At 64.2% G+C, this 20,838-nt stretch carries 23 protein-coding genes; 19 read left to right on the forward strand and 4 right to left on the reverse strand.

Going from position 1 to position 20,838, the window contains the following annotated elements; translation table 11 throughout:
• Positions 1 to 226 precede the first annotated feature (226 nt).
• From nac to AC07OP_RS12175, 12 genes are all read left to right on the forward strand, one after another.
• Positions 227 to 1,132 (forward strand): nitrogen assimilation transcriptional regulator NAC, encoded by a 906-nt coding sequence (gene nac / locus AC07OP_RS12120; RefSeq protein ID WP_027608096.1) that lies wholly within the window; start codon positions 227 to 229, stop codon positions 1,130 to 1,132.
• Between the two features lie 114 nt (positions 1,133 to 1,246).
• Positions 1,247 to 1,660, forward strand: a complete 414-nt coding sequence (locus AC07OP_RS12125; RefSeq protein ID WP_115487009.1) for an acetyl-CoA carboxylase biotin carboxyl carrier protein — start codon at positions 1,247 to 1,249, stop codon at positions 1,658 to 1,660.
• 33 nt (positions 1,661 to 1,693) lie between these two features.
• Entirely contained in the window at positions 1,694 to 3,046 is a 1,353-nt protein-coding gene (accC, locus tag AC07OP_RS12130; protein WP_115487010.1) for an acetyl-CoA carboxylase biotin carboxylase subunit, read from the forward strand.
• Entirely contained in the window at positions 3,043 to 3,699 is a 657-nt protein-coding gene (gene pxpB, locus AC07OP_RS12135) for a 5-oxoprolinase subunit PxpB (protein ID WP_027608099.1), read from the forward strand. Before accC ends, pxpB begins: the two co-directional genes overlap by 4 nt.
• Positions 3,696 to 4,670, forward strand: a complete 975-nt coding sequence (locus AC07OP_RS12140; RefSeq protein ID WP_027608100.1) for a 5-oxoprolinase subunit C family protein — start codon at positions 3,696 to 3,698, stop codon at positions 4,668 to 4,670. The genes pxpB and AC07OP_RS12140 overlap by 4 nt, the downstream gene beginning before the upstream one ends.
• Positions 4,667 to 5,059, forward strand: a complete 393-nt coding sequence (locus AC07OP_RS12145; RefSeq protein ID WP_495101784.1) for a hypothetical protein — start codon at positions 4,667 to 4,669, stop codon at positions 5,057 to 5,059. The genes AC07OP_RS12140 and AC07OP_RS12145 overlap by 4 nt, the downstream gene beginning before the upstream one ends.
• The gene (locus tag AC07OP_RS12150; protein WP_495101783.1) at positions 5,056 to 5,829 is read left to right on the forward strand and encodes a LamB/YcsF family protein; all 774 of its coding nucleotides are present in this window, start codon (positions 5,056 to 5,058) and stop codon (positions 5,827 to 5,829) included. Before AC07OP_RS12145 ends, AC07OP_RS12150 begins: the two co-directional genes overlap by 4 nt.
• Before the next feature lie 93 nt (positions 5,830 to 5,922).
• Entirely contained in the window at positions 5,923 to 6,675 is a 753-nt protein-coding gene (locus AC07OP_RS12155) for an SDR family oxidoreductase (RefSeq protein ID WP_053138772.1), read from the forward strand.
• Positions 6,676 to 6,784: 109 nt separating this feature from the next.
• Positions 6,785 to 7,486: an amino acid ABC transporter permease gene (locus AC07OP_RS12160; protein WP_027608104.1), complete on the forward strand. Its 702-nt coding sequence runs from the start codon at positions 6,785 to 6,787 to the stop codon at positions 7,484 to 7,486.
• A gap of 6 nt (positions 7,487 to 7,492) precedes the next feature.
• Positions 7,493 to 8,236: an amino acid ABC transporter permease gene (locus AC07OP_RS12165; protein WP_053138766.1), complete on the forward strand. Its 744-nt coding sequence runs from the start codon at positions 7,493 to 7,495 to the stop codon at positions 8,234 to 8,236.
• 23 nt (positions 8,237 to 8,259) lie between these two features.
• Entirely contained in the window at positions 8,260 to 8,988 is a 729-nt protein-coding gene (locus AC07OP_RS12170) for an amino acid ABC transporter ATP-binding protein (RefSeq protein WP_169899070.1), read from the forward strand.
• 59 nt (positions 8,989 to 9,047) lie between these two features.
• The gene (locus tag AC07OP_RS12175) at positions 9,048 to 9,881 is read left to right on the forward strand and encodes an ABC transporter substrate-binding protein (protein ID WP_098479085.1); all 834 of its coding nucleotides are present in this window, start codon (positions 9,048 to 9,050) and stop codon (positions 9,879 to 9,881) included.
• Between the two features lie 54 nt (positions 9,882 to 9,935).
• On the opposite strand, the gene AC07OP_RS12180 is transcribed toward AC07OP_RS12175, so the two are convergent.
• Together AC07OP_RS12180 and AC07OP_RS12185 are read right to left on the reverse strand one after the other, a co-directional pair.
• Positions 9,936 to 11,144: a DUF1835 domain-containing protein gene (locus AC07OP_RS12180; protein ID WP_495101782.1), complete on the reverse strand. Its 1,209-nt coding sequence runs from the start codon at positions 11,142 to 11,144 to the stop codon at positions 9,936 to 9,938.
• A gap of 309 nt (positions 11,145 to 11,453) precedes the next feature.
• Positions 11,454 to 12,530, reverse strand: a complete 1,077-nt coding sequence (locus AC07OP_RS12185) for an aldo/keto reductase (protein ID WP_092485758.1) — start codon at positions 12,528 to 12,530, stop codon at positions 11,454 to 11,456.
• 131 nt (positions 12,531 to 12,661) lie between these two features.
• Between AC07OP_RS12185 and AC07OP_RS12190 the strand changes: the two genes are divergently transcribed.
• Together AC07OP_RS12190 and AC07OP_RS12195 are read left to right on the forward strand one after the other, a co-directional pair.
• Entirely contained in the window at positions 12,662 to 13,339 is a 678-nt protein-coding gene (locus AC07OP_RS12190) for an ABC transporter ATP-binding protein (RefSeq protein WP_495101781.1), read from the forward strand.
• Entirely contained in the window at positions 13,336 to 14,127 is a 792-nt protein-coding gene (locus tag AC07OP_RS12195; RefSeq protein WP_027606140.1) for an ABC transporter permease, read from the forward strand. Before AC07OP_RS12190 ends, AC07OP_RS12195 begins: the two co-directional genes overlap by 4 nt.
• A gap of 205 nt (positions 14,128 to 14,332) precedes the next feature.
• On the opposite strand, the gene AC07OP_RS12200 is transcribed toward AC07OP_RS12195, so the two are convergent.
• Both AC07OP_RS12200 and AC07OP_RS12205 read right to left on the reverse strand, forming a co-directional pair.
• Entirely contained in the window at positions 14,333 to 15,385 is a 1,053-nt protein-coding gene (locus AC07OP_RS12200; protein ID WP_495101780.1) for an L-idonate 5-dehydrogenase, read from the reverse strand.
• 14 nt (positions 15,386 to 15,399) lie between these two features.
• Entirely contained in the window at positions 15,400 to 16,173 is a 774-nt protein-coding gene (locus AC07OP_RS12205; RefSeq protein WP_027606142.1) for a glucose 1-dehydrogenase, read from the reverse strand.
• Positions 16,174 to 16,308: 135 nt separating this feature from the next.
• Between AC07OP_RS12205 and AC07OP_RS12210 the strand changes: the two genes are divergently transcribed.
• The 5 genes from AC07OP_RS12210 (at position 16,309) to AC07OP_RS12230 (ending at position 20,753) form a co-directional block, all read left to right on the forward strand.
• Positions 16,309 to 17,181 carry a LysR family transcriptional regulator gene (locus AC07OP_RS12210; RefSeq protein ID WP_092486885.1) on the forward strand — a complete coding sequence of 291 codons (873 nt, stop codon included), beginning with the start codon at positions 16,309 to 16,311 and terminating at the stop codon, positions 17,179 to 17,181.
• 104 nt (positions 17,182 to 17,285) lie between these two features.
• A complete protein-coding gene (locus tag AC07OP_RS12215; RefSeq protein WP_065926978.1) occupies positions 17,286 to 17,918 on the forward strand; it encodes a glutathione S-transferase family protein in 633 nt (210 codons plus the stop codon).
• 18 nt (positions 17,919 to 17,936) lie between these two features.
• Positions 17,937 to 18,857: a LysR family transcriptional regulator gene (locus tag AC07OP_RS12220; protein WP_495101779.1), complete on the forward strand. Its 921-nt coding sequence runs from the start codon at positions 17,937 to 17,939 to the stop codon at positions 18,855 to 18,857.
• Entirely contained in the window at positions 18,857 to 19,741 is an 885-nt protein-coding gene (locus tag AC07OP_RS12225) for a LysR family transcriptional regulator (protein ID WP_495101778.1), read from the forward strand. Before AC07OP_RS12220 ends, AC07OP_RS12225 begins: the two co-directional genes overlap by 1 nt.
• A 79-nt stretch (positions 19,742 to 19,820) precedes the next feature.
• Complete coding sequence (locus AC07OP_RS12230) at positions 19,821 to 20,753, forward strand: flavin-nucleotide-binding protein (protein WP_495101777.1); 933 nt, start codon at positions 19,821 to 19,823, stop codon at positions 20,751 to 20,753.
• Positions 20,754 to 20,838 lie beyond the last annotated feature (85 nt).

The raw sequence follows: 20,838 nt of genomic DNA on the forward strand, positions 1-20,838 counted from the left end.
CTTGGATCGGAGATCAGGGACAGCCATAGCAAAGCCTTATGGCTGGTTATACGGATGGCCTGTCTTTTGCAAACCTGCCAGGTGTACGCAAAACCAAATGTGGGAGGGGGCTTGCTCCCGATAGCAGTATGTCAGTCACAGATGCATCAACTGACACTGCCTCATCGGGAGCAAGCCCCCTCCCACATTTAAGGCATCACTTGTCCATTACATGAGCATCGCCATTTTGAACCTGCGCCGATTGAAGTATTTCGTGAAACTCGTCGACATCGGCAGCATGACCCAGGCCGCCGATGTACTGCATGTGGCGCAACCGGCGTTGAGCCAACAACTGGCAACCCTGGAAGCCGAGCTGCAACAGCAGCTGTTGATTCGCACCAAGCGCGGCGTCACGCCGACCGAGGCGGGCAAGGTGCTGTATGGGCATGCGCAGATCATTTTGCGCCAGTGCGAGCAGGCCCAGAGCGATATCAATGCCACCGGCCAGGCGTTGTCCGGGCAGGTGTCGGTGGGGCTGGCGCCGGGTACTGCGGCGTCGGCGTTGTCATTGCCGCTGCTGCGCACCGTGCGTGAGCGCCACCCCGGCATCCTGCTGTACCTCAATGAAAACTTCGGCACCACCTTGAGCGAGCTGATCATGAACGGCCGCATGGACATGGCCGTGCTGTATGGCGGGCGCGAGGTGCATGGCCTGAGTTTTGTCTCGCTGTTGCGCGAGCCGCTGTACCTGGTGAGTGCCGACCCGGCGATTGCCACGCGTGAAGAAGTGCCCCTGGCCGAACTGGCCGACATGGACATGCTGCTGCCGCGTCCCTACAACGTGATGCGTCGGCTGGTGGACGAAGCCTTCCTGCGCATCGGCCTGAGTGCGCGGGTGGTGGCCGAAATTGAATCCTCGACCACGCTGACCGCCGCCGTGGCCGACCATTTCGGCTCGACCATCCTGCCGGAGTCGTCGGCGCGGGTGATGGTGGCGGCCACTTCGGTGCACATGTGCCGCATCGTCGAACCCGAGGTGGAGGCGCCGCTGGCGCTGTGCCTGTCGGGGCATTTGCCGTTGTCGGTGCCGGCCCAGGCGGTCAAGGCGATCCTGCTGGAGCTGGTGGCGAAGATGCGTGGCAGCCTGATTTGAGCGGTCATAAGGTCGGCTTATCACCCCAAAGCCAAAGCGTCTTGGCCGCTTTTCGAGGGGCTCGGTAGATTGGGCCCATCCACTCAAGACACGCTCGACAGGCAGGGGCCATACATGGATTCAGCACGTATCAAGGGGTTGATGGATTTGCTGGCCGAATCCGATCTGCTGGAACTGAGCCTGACCGAAGGCGACAGCACGCTGCGGCTGTTCAAGCAGGCAGGTCAGGTGATCACCAGCGCGGCACCGACCGTGACTTCAGCGCCAACACCCGCCGCCGCCGTGGCCAGCGCCGCCGTGGAGATCAAGGCCAGCCTCTATGGCGTCCTGCACCTGACGCCCGCCGTCGGTGAGGCGCCGTTCGTCAGCGTGGGCCAAGCGATCGAAGCCGGTCAGACCGTGGCGGTGATCGAGGCGATGAAGATGTTCCACCCGGTCAAGGCCAAGGTTGCCGGCAAGTTGGTTGAGATTCTTGCCCAGGCCGGCGTCGAAGTCGAAGCGGGCCAGGCCCTGTTCCGGCTCGGTTGACCCCCACGCGTATTCGTTATTCAGGTGAATTCAATGTTCGACAAAGTGCTGATCGCCAACCGTGGCGAAATCGCCCTGCGCATTGCGCGTGCCTGCCACGGCCTGGGTATCAAGACCGTGGCGGTGCACTCCGAAGCGGACCGTCATGCGCAGTATGTGCAAAACGCCGATGAGTCGCTGTGCATCGGCCCGGCCGCACCGGGCCTGAGCTACTTGAACCAGACGGCGCTGCTGTTTGCTGCCAGGGTCAGTGGTGCCCAGGCGATCCACCCCGGTTACGGGTTCCTGTCGGAAAACGCCGGGTTTGCCGAGCGCATCGAAGCGGCCGGGTTGACCTTTATCGGGCCGAGCGCCGCATGCATTCGCACCATGGGCGACAAGGTGGCAGCCAAGCGTGCCATGCGTGAAGCCGGTGTGCCGTGCGTGCCGGGGCCGGATTCGAGCATGCCGAGCGACGACGCGAGCATCCTCGCCATCGCCGCCGACATCGGTTATCCGGTGATCGTCAAGGCGGCCGGTGGTGGCGGTGGCCGCGGCATGCGCGTGGTGCAGGCAGAGGCCGAGTTGTTGGCGGCCATCGGTCTCACTCGCGAAGAAGCGCGGTTGGCGTTCGGCAACCCTGAACTGTACATCGAGAAATTCCTCGGCCACCCCCGGCACGTGGAAATCCAGGTGCTGTGTGATGCCCATGGCCATGCGATCTGGCTTGGCTGCCGCGACTGCTCCCTGCAACGCCGCCACCAGAAAGTCCTGGAAGAAGCGCCGGCGCCGGGCATCGATCCCGCGCTGATCGCCACGGTCGGCGAACGCTGCGCCGAGGCCTGCCGCCGCATCGGCTATCGCGGCGTGGGCACTTTCGAGTTTCTGTATGAGGACGGCGAGTTCTTCTTCATCGAGATGAACACGCGCCTGCAAGTGGAGCATCCGGTCACCGAGATGACCACCGGCATCGACATCGTCCAGCAGCAACTGCGCATGGCCCGCGGTGAAGTGCTCAGCGTGCGCCAAGAGGACGTTCAACTGAACGGCCACTCCCTGGAGTGCCGCATCAACGCCGAGGACCCGCTGACGTTTATGCCGACCCCCGGCCTGATCCAGCGTTGGGAAGTGCCCGGCGGCTTTGGTGTGCGGGTCGATTCCCATGTCACCACCGGCTACCGCGTGCCGCCGTACTACGACTCGATGGTGGCCAAGGTCATCACCCACGGCGCCACGCGCGAAGACGCCATGGCGCGCATGCGCCTGGCCCTGAGCGAGATGGTCGTGGAGGGCATCAGCACCAACATTCCGTTGCACCGCGAGATTCTGGATGACCCGGCGTTCTGCGCCGGCGGCGTCGATATTCATCACCTGGAGCGCTGGTTGCAGCAAAGGAGTCCGATATGAACACCGCCCCTGTCATCAGCCTGCTGGGCTCCAGCGCCTTGCTCTTCGAGGCGCCGGGCGAACTGGACCTGGCCCCACAGCAGCGTATCTGGCGCCTGGCCCTGCAAGCCGGCGAATGGCCCGAGATCCACGAAGCCGTGCCCGGCATGAACAACCTGATGCTCACCTTCCTCACGCCGCCCCGTGAACTGAACGGCCTGTGCCAGCGCCTGCTGGAAGCCTGGGAACAGAGCCAGCCGCTGCCCCTGGAGGGGCGCATTGTCGAATTGCCGGTGGTGTACGGCGGCGAGTTCGGCCCGCATATGGCGGACGTGATCGCCCACACCGGGTTGGATATCGAGACCATCGCCAACCTGCACTGCGAACCGCTGTACCCGGTGTACGCCCTGGGCAGCCACCCCGGTTATTGCTACCTCGGTGGCATGGACCCGCGCCTGGCCACGCCACGGCGCCAAGTGCCGGTGCTGACTATCGGGGCGGGCTCGGTGTCCATCGGCGGGGTGCAGACCGGGGTGTCCGCCTCGGCCGGCCCCAGCGGCTGGAACACCATCGGCCGCACTGAAATGGCGTTTTTCGACCCCGCCCAAACCCCGCCCGCGATCTTGCGGCCGGGTGATTTCCTGCGCTTGCGCATCGAGAGGATCATTCGATGATCGAGATTTTATCGGCCACCGCCCTGGCCACCGTGCAGGACTTCGGCCGCTTCGGCAGCCTGGGTTATGGCGTGGGCACATCGGGCGCCATGGACCACCTGGCCCTGGCCCTGGGCAACCTGTTGCTGGGCAATCCCGAAGACGCCGCCGCGATTGAAATACCGCTGTTCCCGTTCGAGGTACGGCTGCTGCAGGACTGTGCCTTCGCGGTGACCGGCGCCGCTTGCGACGCCACCCTGGACGGCCAGCCCTTGCCACCGAACTGGGTGTGCCAGGGCCGCGAAGGCCAGGTCTTGAGCCTGGGCTATCCGACGTCTGGCAGCCGTGCCTATCTGTGTTTGGCGGGCGGGGTGGATGTGCCGTCGGTGCTGGGTTCGCGCAGCACTCAATTGCGCGGCGAGTTCGGCGGCCTCGACGGCCGCGCCCTGCAACAGGGTGATCGGCTGGGGGCGCTGCGCCCCGGTATCAGCCCGTTGCCGCTGGATGTTGGGGTATTGGCGCCAGGCCTGGCGCTGCCGTTGCAGGTTGATGGGGTGCCTGCCATGCGCGTGTTGCCCGCCGCCGAATACGAGCGCTTCCAGGAAGCGTCCCGCGCGGCGTTCTGGGCCGGTGAATGGAAGATCACCACCCAGAGCAATCGCTACGGCTACCGAATGGAAGGCCAACCGCTGCTGCCCATCGCACCGATGGAAATTCGCTCCCACGGCATCGTGCCGGGGGTGATCCAGGTGCCTCACGGCGGCCAGCCCATCATCCAGATGCGTGACGCCCAGCCCAGCGGCGGCTACCCCAAGTTCGGCAGTGTGATCGAGGCCGACCTTTGGCGCCTGGGCCAGGCGCCCATCGGCGGCAAGGTCCGCTTTATTGAGTGCAGCTACCTGGAGGCCGTCGAGGCCTTGGAAACCAATCGCGCGTATCTGCGTGAAGTCAGCCGCCTGCTGGAACTGCACCGTGAAGGAGTGAAAGCATGACCCTTGAGGAAATTCGCCAATTGGCGCTGTGGCTCAAGGAGCACCACCTGGCCGGTGCCGAAATGAGCCGCCCCGGTGTGCACCTGACACTCAAGCGCGGTGCCTCGGGCGCTGCTGTTGCGGCGCCTGCCGTCGCCGTGATTGAAGACCAGGTGCTGCGCACCACCGGCCTGGGGCGCTTGCTGCTGACCCATCCCCAACTGGATCAACCGTTCGTGGCGGTGGGCGATCAGCTCAGCGCCGGGCAACTGGTCGCGCTGCTGCAAGTGGGTGAGTTGCTGTTGCCCTTGCGCGCGCCCCGCGCCGCAAGGGTCGTCGATGTGCGCGTGCCGTGCGGTACCACCGTCGGCTACGGCGAAGCGTTCCTTGGTGTGGAGTACCCCGCATGAAGATTGATTTGAACGCCGACCTCGGCGAAGGCTTCGGCCCGTGGCGCATGGGCGAGGATGAGGCGCTGATGCACCTGATTTCATCGGCCAATGTCGCCTGCGGTTTCCATGCCGGCGACCCGCTGATCATGGACAACACGGTGCGCCTGGCCAAGGCCGGTGGCATTGACCTGGGGGCGCATGTGGGCTTCCCGGACCTGATGGGCTTTGGCCGTCGGCAGATGAACATCGAGATCAAGGAACTCGCCACCCATGTGATCTACCAGCTCGGCGCGCTCGCCGGGATCGCGGCGGTCAACGGCCATCCCATGACCCACATGAGCTTCCACGGCGCCCTGGGCAATATGGCCGCCGCCGATGCGGCGCTGGCGGAGCCGTTGGTGCGGGCGGTGGCGGCGTTTGACCCGACGCTGATCATCAGTTCTTCGAGCAGCCGCGCCATCGAGGGCGCGGCCGAGAAGTACGGCCTGCGCGTCGCCACCACGTTTCTCGCCGACCGCGCCTATGACGACGATTGCCTGCTGGTGCCGCGCAAGGTCGACGGTTCGGTGATCAAGGCGCCGGCAGCGGTGCTGCGCCGGGTGCGGCAGTTACTGGAGGAAGGCACCGTGACCGCCCTCAGCGGCAAGGTGCTGAGGGTGCCGGCCCATTCGATCCTGTTGCATGGCGACACCCCCGGCGCGGTCGAACTGGCGCGCACCATTCGCGCCGAAATCGAGCAACTGGGCGGCCGTATCACGCCGATTTCCCAGTTGCTGGCCGCGTCATAAGCAGGCCTTATCGCCACACAACCATTGCGTCTTGGTCCAGCGCCCGAAGGCTGGATAGAGTCGAACCATAACCCGTAGCACAAGGACCACCCCATGCCATTTTCCGACTACAAAACCGCGCTGGTCACCGGAGCTTCCTCCGGCATCGGCGCCGCCGTTGTCGAACGCCTGTGCCAGGAAGGCGTGCAGGTGCATGCCCTGGCCCGCAGCGCCGACAAGTTGCAGGAGCTGGCGGCCAGGACCGGCTGCATCGCCCACGCCATCGATGTCACCGACCTTGCCGGGTTGACCCAATTGTTCGCCGAGAACACCTTCGACATCCTGGTCAACAACGCCGGCGTCGACAAGCCCGGCTCCCTGCTCAAGGCCGACGCCGACGGCATCGACCTGCTGATCGACGTCAACCTGCGCGCCGTGCTGCACCTGGCACGGCTGGCGTTGCCGGGCATGGTCGAGCGCGACTGCGGGCACATCATCAACATCAGTTCGATTGCGGCGGCCTACAACTTTGGCGGCAACTCCACCTACCACGCGACCAAGGCCGCCGTGAGCATGCTTTCGCGCCAGTTGCGCATCGATGCGTTCGGCAAGCGCGTGCGGGTCACCGAGATCTGCCCGGGTCGGGTCGCCACGGATATTTTTGCCCACGTGCACGGCGATTCCGAAGCCACCTACAAGCGCTTCGTCGAGGGCTTTGAATTGCCCCAGGCCGAGGACATCGCCAATGCCATCGCCTTCGCGATTGCCGCGCCGATTGCGGTCAACATCGGGCACATGGAGATCACCCCGACCTTGCAGGTGCCGGGCGGGCTTTCCACCGCGCGTCCCCAGGACTACCAGGGCTGAATCCCAGCCCCGGCAAAAGAACGGATCGATCCGTCAGCGCTGCATCCCGCCACGGCCACGCCGGGTGATTTTGATTTCTGCCCTAGCCCAATGCCGATAGGGATTGACCATGAAGCAAGACTTCGATTTGGCCGCGATTCTGCAAGGCGAGTATGCCGAGCTGATCGTCAAGGGCATCGAAATGACCTTGCAGCTGGCGCTGTTCGCCTGGCTGCTGGCGATGCTGCTGGCGCTGACACTGGTCACGGTGCGCCTGACCGGTAACACGCTGGCCGACCGCCTGGTGGCGGGGTATGTGTCGTACCACCGCAATGTGCCGACCCTGGTGCAACTGATGCTGTGGTACTTCGGCGTGCCGACGCTGCTTGGCGAGTCCACGCAACTGTGGCTGGCCAACCACAACACCGAATACCTGTTCTCGGTGATCGCCCTGGGCCTGTGCCAGGCCGCGTATTTCTGTGAAGACATGCGCAGCGGCCTGCGCGCCATTCCCGCCGGGCAGACCGAAGCGTCCAGGGCCCTGGGCCTGGGCTACGTGCGTTCGATGCGCTACGTGATCCTGCCCCAGGGCGTGCGCAACTGCCTGCCGTCGCTGATCAACCACACCGTGCTGCTGTTCAAGAACACCAGCCTGGCGATGGCGATCGGCGTGATGGAACTGACCTACGCCAGCCGCGAAGTGGAGAACTACACGTTCCGCACCTTTGAGTCGTACCTGGTGGCCACGGTTTTCTACCTGGTGTTTTCACTGCTGCTGATGGGCGCCGGGGCATTGCTCGCCCGCCACTTCAGCAAAGCCCTGGCGAGGTAGACCGCGATGTTCGATATGTTTTCAATCGTGCAGCAGAACTGGACGCTGTTCCTGATCGGCCAATACCCCCACGGTCCGCTGGGCGGCCTGGCGAGTACCCTGATCCTGGCGGCGCTGGCGTTGCTGCTGGCGTTCCCGTTCGGCCTGCTGCTGGCCTTGGCGCGGGTGTCGCCGTGGAAGGGGTTGTACTGGGTCGCGACAGTGTGGGTCTACGTGCTGCGTGGCATCCCGTTGCTGATGGTGATCTTCTGGACCTACTTCCTGGTGCCGTTGCTGATCGGCCATAACATCACCGGCTTCATGACCATGCTCTGCACCCTGGTGATCTACCAGAGTGCCTACCTGTGCGAAATCATTCGCGGCGGCATCCAGGCGCTGCCGGCCGGGCAGTACGAGGCGTCCCGCGCCCTGGGCCTGGGCTATGTGCGCACCACGGTCTGGGTGATCCTGCCCCAGGCGCTGTACAACGCGCTGCCGAGCCTGATCAGCCAGTTCATCTCGATCATCAAGGAAACCTCCCTGGGCTACGTGATCAACGTGCAGGAAGTGACCTTCGCCGCCAACCAGGTCAACAACCAGCTGCTGACCAAGCCGTTCCAGGTGTTTTTCATCCTGGCGATCATCTACTACCTGTTGTGTTTCGGCCTGACCCGCCTGGCCGGTTGGGTGGAGCAACGCATTGCCCGCAAGCGCCTGGGCGATGGCGGGCAAACCGTGGCGGGCGGTCCGTTGCTGACCACCGATAATTGAAGAGGGCTGCGCTCATGCATCCAATGATCATGTTTTCGAAAATCAATAAATGGTACGGCGAGTACCAGGCGCTTACCGACATCACCGCCGAGGTGCAACCCGGTGAAGTGGTGGTGCTGTGCGGCCCCTCGGGTTCTGGCAAGTCGACCCTGATCCGCACGGTCAACCGCCTGGAAGACATCCAGGCCGGCCAGATCCTGTTCGATGGCCAGGACGTGCACGGCACCGACGCGCAGATCAACCGCCTGCGCAGCCGCGTGGGGTTTGTGTTCCAGAGCTTCAACCTGTTCCCGCACCTGTCGGTGCTGGAAAACATCACCCTGGCGCCGAACAAGCTGCGCAACCTCAAGGGCGCCGCAGCCAAACAGAAGGCCATGGAATTGCTCGACCGCGTCGGCCTGGCCCATAAGGCCGGTGCTTACCCGGCGCAGTTGTCCGGCGGCCAACAGCAGCGCGTGGCGATTGCCCGGGCATTGGCGATGGAACCGCCGGTGATGCTGTTCGACGAGCCCACCAGTGCCCTCGACCCGGAAATGGTCGGTGAAGTGCTGAGCGTGATGAAGGGCCTGGCCAAGGACGGCATGACCATGATGTGCGTGACCCACGAGATGAACTTCGCCCGTGAAGTGGCCGACACCATCTGGTTTATGGACGCGGGGCAGATTCTGGAAAAGAGCAGTCCCGATGCGTTCTTCACCCAGCCTTCGCACCCGCGAGCGCAACGTTTTATCGCCGACCTGCGGGCCCATTGAGCTGCGGCGGCTTTGCTCCCTCTGCCATTTTTGCTGGTCCAACTTTCTGGAGATTTCCCATGGGTATGAAGCATCTGTTTACCGCACTAGCATTGGGGCCATTGGCGATCGCCGTCGCACAGGCCGACCAGTTGAGCGACATCCTGGCCAAGCAGTCCCTGAGCTGCGGCGTCTACGCCGACGTGCCGCCATTCTCCGCGCCGGACCCGAAAACCCGCGAGTTGGTGGGCATGGACGTGGACCTGTGCAAGGCCCTGGCCAAGACCATGGGCGTGGCCCTTGAACTCAAGCCGCTGTCGGTTGAAGCGCGGATTCCCGAAGTGAAAATGGGTCGCGTCGACGTGATCTTCGCCAACCTGGCCTACACCAAGACCCGCGCCGAACAGATCCAGTTCAGCGACCCGTACTACATCGCCAAGGAAACCCTGGTGGTGCGCGCGGCGAATGCCGACCAGCCGAAAAGCTTCTTCAAGGACAAGCGCATCAGCTCGACCAAGGGCTCCACCTCCGAGCAGTCGATCCGCCTTGCCGGGGCCACGCCGGTGACCTTCCAGGACACCGGCTCGGCCTACATGGCGTTGCAACAGAACAAGGTGGTGGGCCTGGTGACCAACACCATGACCGCGCTGAAACTGGTCAACCAGGCCAAGGCCAGTGGTGTCGAACTGGCCCTGGCCAAGGAGCCGATGGCCCTCGAACCGATCGGTGCCGGCATGCGCCGCGATGAGCCGGCGTTTCTGGCCAAGGTCAATGAGTCGTTGATGGCGATGGAGAAGGCCGGGGAGATCGATGCGATCTGGGACCGCTGGATCGGCCCGAACACCGAATACAAGATGGTCCGCGAGGACAAGGTGCAGAGCTTGAGCGCATTGAAGTTCGAGCCGTTGCCGTAAGCGCCGGCGGTTGTGAAAAAGCCCGCCGTGGGTGATGCACGGCGGGCTGTTTTTTTACGGTGTTCTGTACTGGGGGCGCAGGGCCTCATCAATCATCCAGTGCGGTTGGCCGGGCCTGATGCATGTACCGCCCACCCAGCGTTCGTGGCTGGCATGGTCGAGCCAGTACGCCTGTCCGTTGAGCACGCTATGGCCCAAGGGGGTCAGCGACAACGTGCGGCGGGGCCAGTCCAGATGCGTCTCGGTTTCCATCAGCAACGGCTGCTCGCCATCGATCAACGGCCGCAACAGCGCATGAAACATCATGTCCCCCAGGAACGGCAACGGGTCGCGCCTGGCCATCAGCTCGGCGAACACACGGCCAAACGGCAGCGGCCCGGCTTCCGCGAGGTAGGTCAGGGCCAGGCGTTCGGTCAGCGACAGGCCGTCCTGGGTGCCCGGCAACTCCTGTAATTGACGCAACAGTGCCGGGGCCAGCAACGGCAGGGCCGGGTGTTTGCCATGGGCAAGCTCGGCCAGCCGGGTCGGTGAGCTGTCGCAATAGGCCGACCAGGCCTGTTTGGCCAGTTGCACCGCATCGTCACCGATGAGGCGCCGCTGTGGCCATAGCCACGCCAATACATCCGGCGCCAGTTGGCCGATGCCGATAAAACGCTCGACACCGGGAATACGATCCACCTCGATCAGCTCCAGCTTGGGCGGTGCCTGCTGCAGGCCGGCCAGGGCACGGATCAGGAACAACTGGTCATAGGCATCCGCCTCGCACCACAGCACGCTGTGCGCGGCACTGGCCAAGGTGTGGAGCTGATCGTATTCATCGTCGACGCGGCGCGTGACGTCCGCTAAGGGCAGGGCAAAGGCCTGGCTGATGAACGCGCTGCGCAGGGCGCGGAATTCTGCGGCGGGGACGTCGCGCACCGGGCCCATGCACAGCGGGTCGGTGAGCATCTGGAAGCGGCCCTTGAACCCGGCCACCTGGAGGCTGTGGGCAATGTCATTGCCGCAGCGCCAGTGGGTGGTGCGTGCTTCGTCGCTGGCGGCAAAGTCGGGATGGCGGGCGGCGAAGTCAATGGCGTCGACATGGGCCTTGAGCTTGGGCCAACTGCTGAAGCCCAGTTGCCTGGCGATCTGCCATTGGGCTTGGGACAGGGTGGCGCCGGGGTCCTGGGCTTTCAGCTGGCGCAACAGTTCCTTGGCGCGCTTGCGCTGCTGCTCAAGGTTGAGACGGCCATCGGTGTTGGAGGATACGGGGCGTTGCGACATACGATCTCCTTGCACAAACCTTTTCCGCTTTAAGGTTGGGAGTCGTAGAAATGAGGTAGAGCTTCATTGTCCTGGGCGCAGCCCTTTCCGCGGAAGGTGGCGTAGAGAGCGCCAGGCGGGAAATATAGGCACTGCGGCGTTTGATTGCAAATCGGGCTTGGGATCGAAGCCGTACTCCTTTTTTGGGGGGACGGGATTAAATGTGGGAGGGGGATTTGCCCTCATGCCAGTCAGTGAAGACGTAGAAAGGGGCAAAAGTAACCTGTGGTGAGGGAACAAGCTCCCTCGCCACAGGTACGCTGTTCTGGATTATTTGTCCTTGCGTGCATCCATGGTCTTCTGGTGCTCGGCCAGGAACGGCCGTTCTGCCGGGTCGAAGCGATCAATCCCGGCAGTAAAACGATGCCAGTACGGATACAACGGTTGGCGCCGTGTCACCGCTTCAATACGCGAGAACTGTTCATCGGTGAGTTTCAATTCCGTGGCCGCCAGGTTGTCACGCAGATGCGCTTCCGTGCGGGCGCCGACGATCAGCGAGGTAATTCCCGGACGGTCCTTGAGCCAGGCCAGGCAGGTGCGCGCCACCGACACGCCCTGTTCATCGCCCACGGCGGCGAGGGTCTCGATGATGTCCAGCGCACGTTCCTGGTCATGCACGTAGGGTTCGGGCCAGCCGCTGCCCTGGCGGGTATTGGCCGGTGGCTGCTGCCCGCGCCGGGTGGAACCGGTCAGCAGGCCTTCGCCCATCGGCCCCCACACCAGCGTCCCCACGTGCTGGTCCAGGGCCAGGGGCAGTAACTCGTACTCGGCCTCGCGGGATTCCGGGGTGTAGTAGATCTGCTGGGTGATGGGCTTGAGCATGCCGTGCAATTCGGCCTTGCCGAGGGTTTTCATCATCTGCCAGGCGGTGAAGTTGCTGGTGCCAAAGTAGCGGATCTTGCCTGAGCCAACCAACAGCCGCAGGGCTTCGAGGGTTTCCTCGATGGGGGTCATGCCGTCCCAATTGTGCAATTGGTAGAGGTCGATATGGTCGGTGCCCAGGCGCTTCAAGCTCGCTTCGCACGCGCGAATCAGGTGATAGCGCGACGAGCCTGAGTTGTTCGGGTTGTTGTCCACGGGGCTACGGCCCTTGGTGGCCAGCAGGATATCGTTGCGCTTGTCGCCCAAGGCTTTGCCGACCACTTCTTCGGCCAGTCCGTGGGAGTAGAGGTCGGCGGTGTCGACCATATTCACCCCGGCGTCGAACGCGATATCGAACATGCGCCTGGCCTGGGGCACGTCTACCGATCCGCATTTTTCAAACTCGGCGCGACCGCCAAAGGGCACTGTGCCGAGGATGATTTCGGATACCAGCAGGCCCGAATGGCCCAGTTGTCGGTATTGCATGTCGTCTCCTACTTAACGTTGAACCTGAAGTTCTGAACGACGTGGGTGGCGATAGTTTGAATTTTTTCATGAAAACTTCCCGCGCCTGCCGCACCATTGCGCCCAACAGGTTTAAGAGGAATACCGCGTCCATGAGTGCACTGATCGAAACCCGCGCCCTCACGCGCATGGACGAACGCCGGCAGGTGCCGTTGCTGCAGCCCACGGATTTCACCTTGAACCGCGCCGACCGCGTGTCGATCACCGGCGCTTCCGGTTCCGGCAAAAGCGTATTGCTGCGTGCATTGGCGCTGCTGGATGCGCCCACCAGCGGGCAGGTCCTGTGGAACGGCCAGCCGATTGCCAATGCCGAGATTCCCCATTACCGCAGCCATATCAGCTACCTCTCCCAACGCCCCGCGCTGCTCGAAGGCACGGTGGAGGACAACCTGCGCTTTCCCTTCAGCCTCAAGACCCTGCGCCAGCGCCGCTTCGACCCGCAAGCGGTGACCACTTTGCTGGGGCATGCCGGCAAGGCGGCGGATTTTTTGACCAAGAACGCGTTGGACCTGTCGGGCGGCGAGGCCCAGGTGGTCTCGCTGATCCGCACCCTGCAACTCAACCCCGAGGTGCTGCTGCTGGACGAACCCACCGCCGCCCTCGACCCCACCTCATCCCGCGATGTGGAAGCGTTGATCAGTGCCTGGTTTGCCGGCGACAACGCCCGCGCCTATGTCTGGGTGTCCCACGACCTCGACCAGGCGCGGCGCATGAGCGACATCCACTGGCAGATGAGTGCCGGGGTGTTGAGCGAGGCGGTCCAGCCATGAACTATCAAAACCTCACCGCCCTGGACATGGGCATCGCCGCTTCGCTGATTCTGGTCAACGGTGCGCTCTCCCTGCTGCTGCGCCTGGGCCTGGGCCGCCAGTTGCTGTGGGCGGCGGTGCGCACCGTGGTGCAACTGTTGGCCATCGGTTACCTGCTGGGCTGGGTGTTCGCGTTCGCCTACTGGTATGTGGTGCTGCCGTTGATGGGCGCAATGACCCTGATCGCCGGGCTGTCGGCGGCGGGGCGCGGGCGCAGGACGTACCGTGGGCAAAGGGTCGACAGCATCCTGTCGGTGTGGGGCAGTTCGTGGCTGGTGACGGCAGTGGGTTTGTTTGCGGTGATCCGCATCCACCCGTGGTACGAGCCGCAGTACGCGATCCCGATCCTCGGCATGATCCTCGGTAATACCCTGACCGGCGTGTCCCTGGGGATCGAACGCATGACCCAGGAACTGACCTCGGGGCGCAACACCATTGAGATGATCCTGGCCCTCGGCGGCTCACGCTGGGAGGCCGCCCAGGAAGCGATCCGCCAGGCGGTACGCGCGGGGATGATCCCGACCCTGAACCAGATGACCGTGGTCGGCATCGTCAGCCTGCCCGGCATGATGACCGGCCAGGTGCTGGCGGGCGAAAGCCCGGTGGACGCGGTGCGCTATCAGATCGTGATCATGTTCCTGATTGCCGCGTCGTCGGCGTTGGGCACGGTGGGGGCGGTGTTGCTGACCTATCGGCGGTTGTTTTCCAGGAGTCACCGGTTTTTGCGTGAGCGCTTGCAAGAGCGCTAAGCGTTCAGTTAAGCGAAAGTGATTCACTGTAGGAGCGAGCTTGCTCGCGAAGAACTCAGGGCCACCGCGCTTATCGAGAATGAGCGCGTTGTCTGGGCGTTTTTCGCGAGCAAGCTCGCTCCTACAAAAAGCCTTAACTGAACGGCATTAGGGCAAGCCCGCTCGCCACAAAAATATGGCTGACCCCGAAGGGCTCGTCACAGGTTCAAGGCTGATCCACCACGCCAAAATCCAGCACCACCTTCATCGCCTGGGTCTTGTCCGCCGCCAATTCAAACGCCTGCACCGCCTGTTCGAACGGCAGCGTGTGGGAGATCACCGGGCGCACGTCGATGACCTGGCGATTGAGCAAGTCCACCGCCTGGGCAAACTCGCTGTGGAAGCGGAAGGTGCCGCGCAGGTCGATCTCGCGGCTGACCAGCAGGTTCAGCGGCAGCGACACCTCACCGCCCAAGCCGACCGTGACCAGCACGCCGCGTGGGGCGATGCAGTCCAGGCCGTTACGCAGGGCCTGGGCGCTGCCGGAGACTTCGAACATCACCTCGAAGTAACCCTTCTCGGCGGTGTAGCGTTTGAGCGCGTCGATGCCGTCGGCAATGTTGTGGGTGCGCGTGGCGCCCATTTTTTCCGCGCAGGCCAGGGCGCTGGCGGACAGGTCCACCGCGACGATTTCAGCCGCACCGGCGGCGCGCAGGCCGGCGATCAGCAGGTTGCCGATGGGGCCGCAACCGGTCACCAGCACGCGCTTGCCGAATACTGCGCCGGCCCGCTGAATTGCATGCAACCCCACCGACAGCGGTTCGGCCAGTGCACCTTCGGCGAGGCTGACATGATCGGCCAAAAGATGTGCCTGATGCGTCTCGATCACCAGGCTCTGGCGGAACGCGCCCTGGATATGCGGGAAGGGCATCGCGCTGCCGTAGAAGCGCATGTCCAGGCAGTGGTTGGGCAGGCCTTGATGGCAATAACGGCAAGTACCGCACGGGCGCGACGGCGATACGGCGATGCGCTGGCCGACCTTGAACCGGCCGGCGTCGGAGCCCACGGCGTCGATCACTGCCGACACTTCATGGCCGAGCACCATCGGCTCGCGCAGGCGCACGGTGCCGAAGCCGCCGTGCTGGTAGTAGTGCAAGTCCGAGCCGCAGATGCCGCCACGGGCGATGCGCACGCGCAGTTGCTCGGGGCCCAGGCTATGGGGTTCGTCCTGGGGGCTGACCCGCAGGTCTTTTGAGGCGTGGCAGACAATGGCGTGCATAAGGTTCTCCAGGGTTACAGCGACGCGGTGATGCCACCGTCGACATAGAGGATATGACCGTTGACGAAACTCGCGGCATCGCTGGCCAGGAACACTGCCGCACCGGCCAACTCAGCGACGTCGCCCCAGCGTCGGCTCGGCGTACGTTGCACCAGCCAGTCGCTGAATTCGGGGTTGGCCACCAGGTTGGCGTTCAACTCGGTCTTGAAGTAGCCGGGGCCGATACCGTTGACCGTCAGCCCATGGGGGCCCCAGTCGATGGCCATGCCCTTGGTGAGCATCTTCAACGCGCCTTTGCTCGCCGCATACGGCGCGATGCCCGGGCGGCCCAATTCACTTTGCACCGAACAGATATTGATGATGCGCCCACGCTTGCGCGGGATCATCGCCCGCGCCACGGCCTGGCCCACCAGGAAGGCGCTGTCGAGGTTGGTGCTGATCAGTTCGCGCCAGTGCTGCTCGCTGTAGTCTTCCAGCGGCCCACGGCGCTGCATGCCGGCGTTGTTGACCAGGATGTCCAAGGGCCCGAGGCGTTCCTCGATAGCGGCCACACCGGCCTGGATCGCCGCGCTGTCGGTGACGTCGAACGCCTCGGTGTGCACCTCCAGGCCCTCGAGGGTCAGCAGCGCGGCGGCATCGCGCAGGGTACTGCGGTTACGCCCGTTGAGCACCACCCGCGCACCGGCCTGGGCCAGGCCTCGGGCGATGGCCAGGCCGATACCGGCACTGGAGCCGGTGACCAGCGCCAGCCGGCCATCGAGGCGAAAGGTGTCTAGAACGCTTTGCATGGGCAGGTTTCTCCGGGCGCGCTTGTGATAATCAAAACGTTGGCTGATGGGCTTAACTTCACTCCGGTATAGGGTGCAGGTCCAATGTTCATTTATGATCGGCTGATCAATATCCGTGATAATCGGGGAGGCTCGATGGAGCTCAAGCACTTGCGCGCCTTTGTGGTACTGGCCCAGGAGCTGCATTTCGGCCGGGCGGCGGCGCAGTTGTCGATTGTGCAACCGGCCCTGAGCATGCAGATCAAGCTGCTCGAAGCTGGCCTGGGCGTACGCCTGCTGGACCGCAATCGCCACTCGGTGACCTTGACCGATGCCGGTCGGGTGTTCCTGCCCGAAGCCCAGGCGACCCTGCACCAGGCCGCGCGGGCGACGGAGGCGGCACGGGCGTCCAACCGGGGGGAAATCGGCCGGGTGCGCCTGGGCTTTGTGTCGTCGGTATTGCCGCACCTCTTACCCGAGTTGATCCGCACGGTGCATCAGCGTTACCCGCGGATCGAGCTGGAACTCAAGGACATGCCCGGCCCCGATCAAGCCGCCGCGCTGAAGAATGATCGCCTGGATTTCGGCCTGATGCGCCTGCCTGCCGCTTACCCTGGGGTGCAGACTCGCGTGGTGTTGCGCGAGCCGTTCTGCGTGGCCCTGCCGATGGATCATCCGTTGGCCACGCAGGATTCGATCCAGCCCGGCGACCTGCTCGACGTGCCGGTGTACATCCTCGCGCGGCGCTATGCGCCGGGGTTCTACGACGAATTTATCCAGGCCGTGGGCATTCCTTTGCAGATCGCGTCCGAACTGGGCGAGTTCACCACCATGCTCGCGCTGGTCTGCGCCGGGTTGGGCGTCGGCGTCTTGCCGCAGCAGGCCGCGCGGGCGTTGCCGGCCAATTGTGTGTCGCGGCCACTGGCGTTGGGGGCGTTCCAGGCGCGCACGGGGTTGGCCTGGACCACGTTGGACAGTGCGGTAAAAACCACGTTGTTTGCGTTGATCGTCGAACTGTTTGGCGAGTGATTGTTTCACCTGCTGAAATGCTGGATTGTAAAAGCTGGTGATTCCAGTGGTCGGCGCAGCGGTGGAACATGCCGGTGTCAAAACCCCACCCTTTGGAGCCTTACATGTCCCAGCCTGCGATCAAACTCTATGGTTTCCCTCTGTCCGGCCATTCCCATCGGGCCGAGCTGATGCTGTCCCTGCTGGGGTTGCCCAGCGAGTTCATCCTGGTGGACCTCAAGCAAGGCGCGCATAAAAGCGCTGACTTCACTGCGACCATCAACCGTTTCGGCCAGGTCCCGGCGATTGACGACAACGGCACCGTACTGGCGGACTCCAACGCGATCCTGGTCTACCTCGCCACGAAATACGGCAAGGGCCAATGGTTGCCAAGCGACCCGGTGGGGCAAGCGCGCGTACAGCGCTGGCTGTCGGCCGCCGCCGGCCAGTTGCACGCCGGGCCGGCCACCGCACGGCTGGCCGTGGTGTTCGGTGCCGATGTGGATGCGGCGGCGGCGATCAGCCGTGCCCATGGCTTGCTGGCACTGGTGGAGCAGCAACTGAGCGAAACCCGCTTCCTGGCGGGGGAGCAGGCGAGCATCGCCGATATTGCGTTCTACACCTACGTGGCCCATGCGCCGGAAGGCAATGTGTCGCTGGCCGACTACCCTAAGGTGCGCGCCTGGCTTGCCAGCATCGAGGCCTTGCCGGGATTTGTGGGCATGCCGCGTACGGCGGTAGGGTTGCAATCACATTAACGTTGCTGAGGCGCATCGATGGACCGATTTCACGAAATGCAGGTGTTCCTGGCGGTGGCCGAGGAGGAGGGCTTTGCCGCCGCAGCGCGCCGCCTGAACACCTCGCCCCCCAGCGTGACCCGGGCCATCGCCGCCATGGAAGCGCGCATCGGCACCCAGCTGCTGGCGCGCACCACCCGCAGCCTGCACCTGACCGAGGCCGGCCAGCGTTATCTCGAAGATTGCCGGCGCATCCTCGCCGAGCTGGACGAAGCCGAAGAAGCGGCGGCGGGCAGTTATTCGATCCCCTGCGGCCACCTCACGGTGACCGCACCGGTACTGTTTGGCGAGTTGTATGTGGCGCCGGTGCTGGGCGAGTACCTCGACCGTTTTCCGCTGGTGAATATCAATGCCTTGCTGGTGGATCGGGTGGTCAACCTGACCGACGAGGGTATCGATGTGGCTGTGCGCATCGGCCATCTGCATGAGCCGGGGCAACAGGCGATCAAGGTGGGCGAGGTACGCCGGGTGGTCTGCGCCTCGCCCGGCTATCTCGACCAGCACGGCCGCCCGCTGCACCCCGGGCAATTGCCTGCGGCGCAGATCGTCGGCCTGTCCTCGAGCCGATTGGTGAGTGAGTGGGCGTTTGTCGACGCCGGCCAGCCGTTGACGGTGCCCATCGAACCGCGCCTGGTGGTCTCGGCGAACAACGCAGCGATCAACCTGGCGCGCCTGGGCTGGGGGTTGACGCGGGTGCTGTCCTATCAGGTCGCGGCTGCGGTGGCGGCCGGTGAGCTGGAAATTGTCCTCGAGGACTTCGAGCCGGCCCCGTTGCCGATCCAAGTGGTGTTCCAGAAAAGCGCGCGCGTGCCGGCCAAGATCCACACCTTTGTGGATTTCCTCAGCCATCGCCTGGGCCAGGATACGGCCTTGAATCCGGCGATGAAGCGGCGCGGTTGATGGAGCGTTATCGCGATATGCAGCTGTTTGCCGCGCTCGCCGAGCAACCGAGCCTGGCCTCGGCCGCACGTGCAGCCCAGGTCTCGGCGCCTACATTGATGCGTGCGATCGCCCGCTTGGAAGCACGCCTGCGCGTACCGTTGCTGCAACGCAGCACGCGGGGTGTCAGCCTTACCGACACGGGCCGTGCCTACATGGCCGACTGCGTGCGGCTGCTGGCCGCCGTGGACGCCGCCGAAGCCTCGGCCAAGGGCTTGCATGTACAGGTCCAGGGCAATCTACGGGTGTTCATGCCGTTGCTGTTCAGCCGCTATGTGATGGCGCCGCTGTTGGCCAGCTACATGGATCGTTACCCTGCGGTGCAGCTCACCGCCCACTACCACGACTATTACCCCAATCTTCACGAAGAGGGGCTGGACGTGGCGATCCTGGTCGGCAAGTTGCCCAGCTCCTCACTGATCGCGCGGCCGGTCGGGCACGTGCGGCAGATCCTCTGCGCCAGTCCCGCTTACCTCGCGGCGCACGGCGAACCCCGACACCCGGACGACCTCAAGCGGCATCGCCTGATCGCCACTGCCGACCCGGTGCATTGGGCGTTCCAGGGTTGCCAGCTCAAGGCCCGCGCGCGGCTGAGTTGCGCCACGGTGCAAGGCACGATCAATGCGGCGGTGCAGGGCGCGGGGCTGGTGCGTTGCTTGAGCTATCCGCTGCATGAGCATCTGCTCAGCGGCCAGTTATGCCGCGTCCTGCAGGGTTATGAGCCAGCGCCCCTGCCGGTGCATGTGGTGTACGGCGAAGGGCGCCATGGGCCGATGCGTGTGCGCAGTTTTGTCGATCATTGCGTGGCGGCGCTGCGTGAGCATCCGGCATTTCAGTTGGCGTAACAGTGGATTGCCTGGGCTGGGTATTCTGCGTTTGGCTGGCGGGGCGCAGCATGGAGGCAACCCACTGGAGGTGATCACCATGAACCCTATTGAACAATCCCCCTGGCATGCCGGCGAACGGCAGTTACAAGCAGCGGTCGGCGTGGCCGAGCGCATGGCGGTGGTCGGGCCCAAGGTGATACGCGATCACCTGCCGGAGCAACATCGGGATTTCTATCCGCTGTTGCCCTACCTGATGCTTGGCGTGGTGGATGAACAGGGGATTCCCTGGGCGACCCTGATTGAAGGCGCGCCGGGGTTCGTCCACTCTCCCGACCCTTATACGTTGCAGATTGACAGCCTGCCCTCTGCCAGCGACCCGGCCCGCGCCGCCTTGCACAAGGGCGCTGCCGTGGGCCTGCTGGGTATCGACCTCAACACCCGGCGCCGCAACCGCATGAATGGGCGTATCGGCACGCTCGATCACGAGGGCCTGTCGGTCGACGTGGTGCAGACCTACGGCAATTGCCCCAAATACATCCAGCTGCGGCCGGTCGATGGGATTGCCCGTAAACCCGGCACCCAGGTCGAGCGTCTTGACGGCCTCGACGCCGCTGCCGAAAGCATGATCCGCAACGCCGATACCTTCTTCGTCGCCAGCTACATGGAGGCCGACGGCGAACGTTCGGTGGACGTCTCCCATCGCGGCGGCAATACCGGCTTCGTGCGCGTGGAGGGCGACGTGCTGACCATCCCCGATTTTGCCGGCAACCTGTTCTTCAACACCTTGGGCAACCTGGCGGCCAACCCGGTGGCGGGGCTGTTGTTTATCGACTTTGAAACGGGGGATGTGCTGCAGATCGCCGGGCATACCTCGCTGATCCTCGACGGCCCTGAAGTCGCCCGCTTCGAGGGCGCGCAGCGGCTCTGGACGGTGACCGTGGACCACGTGGTCCGCCGCCCGGCGGCGTTGGCCTTGCGCTGGCAGTTCGCGGAGTTTTCGCCGTTCAGCCTGGCGATGGGCGGTTGGTAGCGTCAGCGTATTTATCACGGCCTGTTGAAGATCAAACAGGGGAACTTCCTCTGTGGTGAGGGGGCTTGTCCCGCGTTGGGCTGCG

Source organism: Pseudomonas sp. GW821-FHT09D08 (assembly GCF_059416305.1).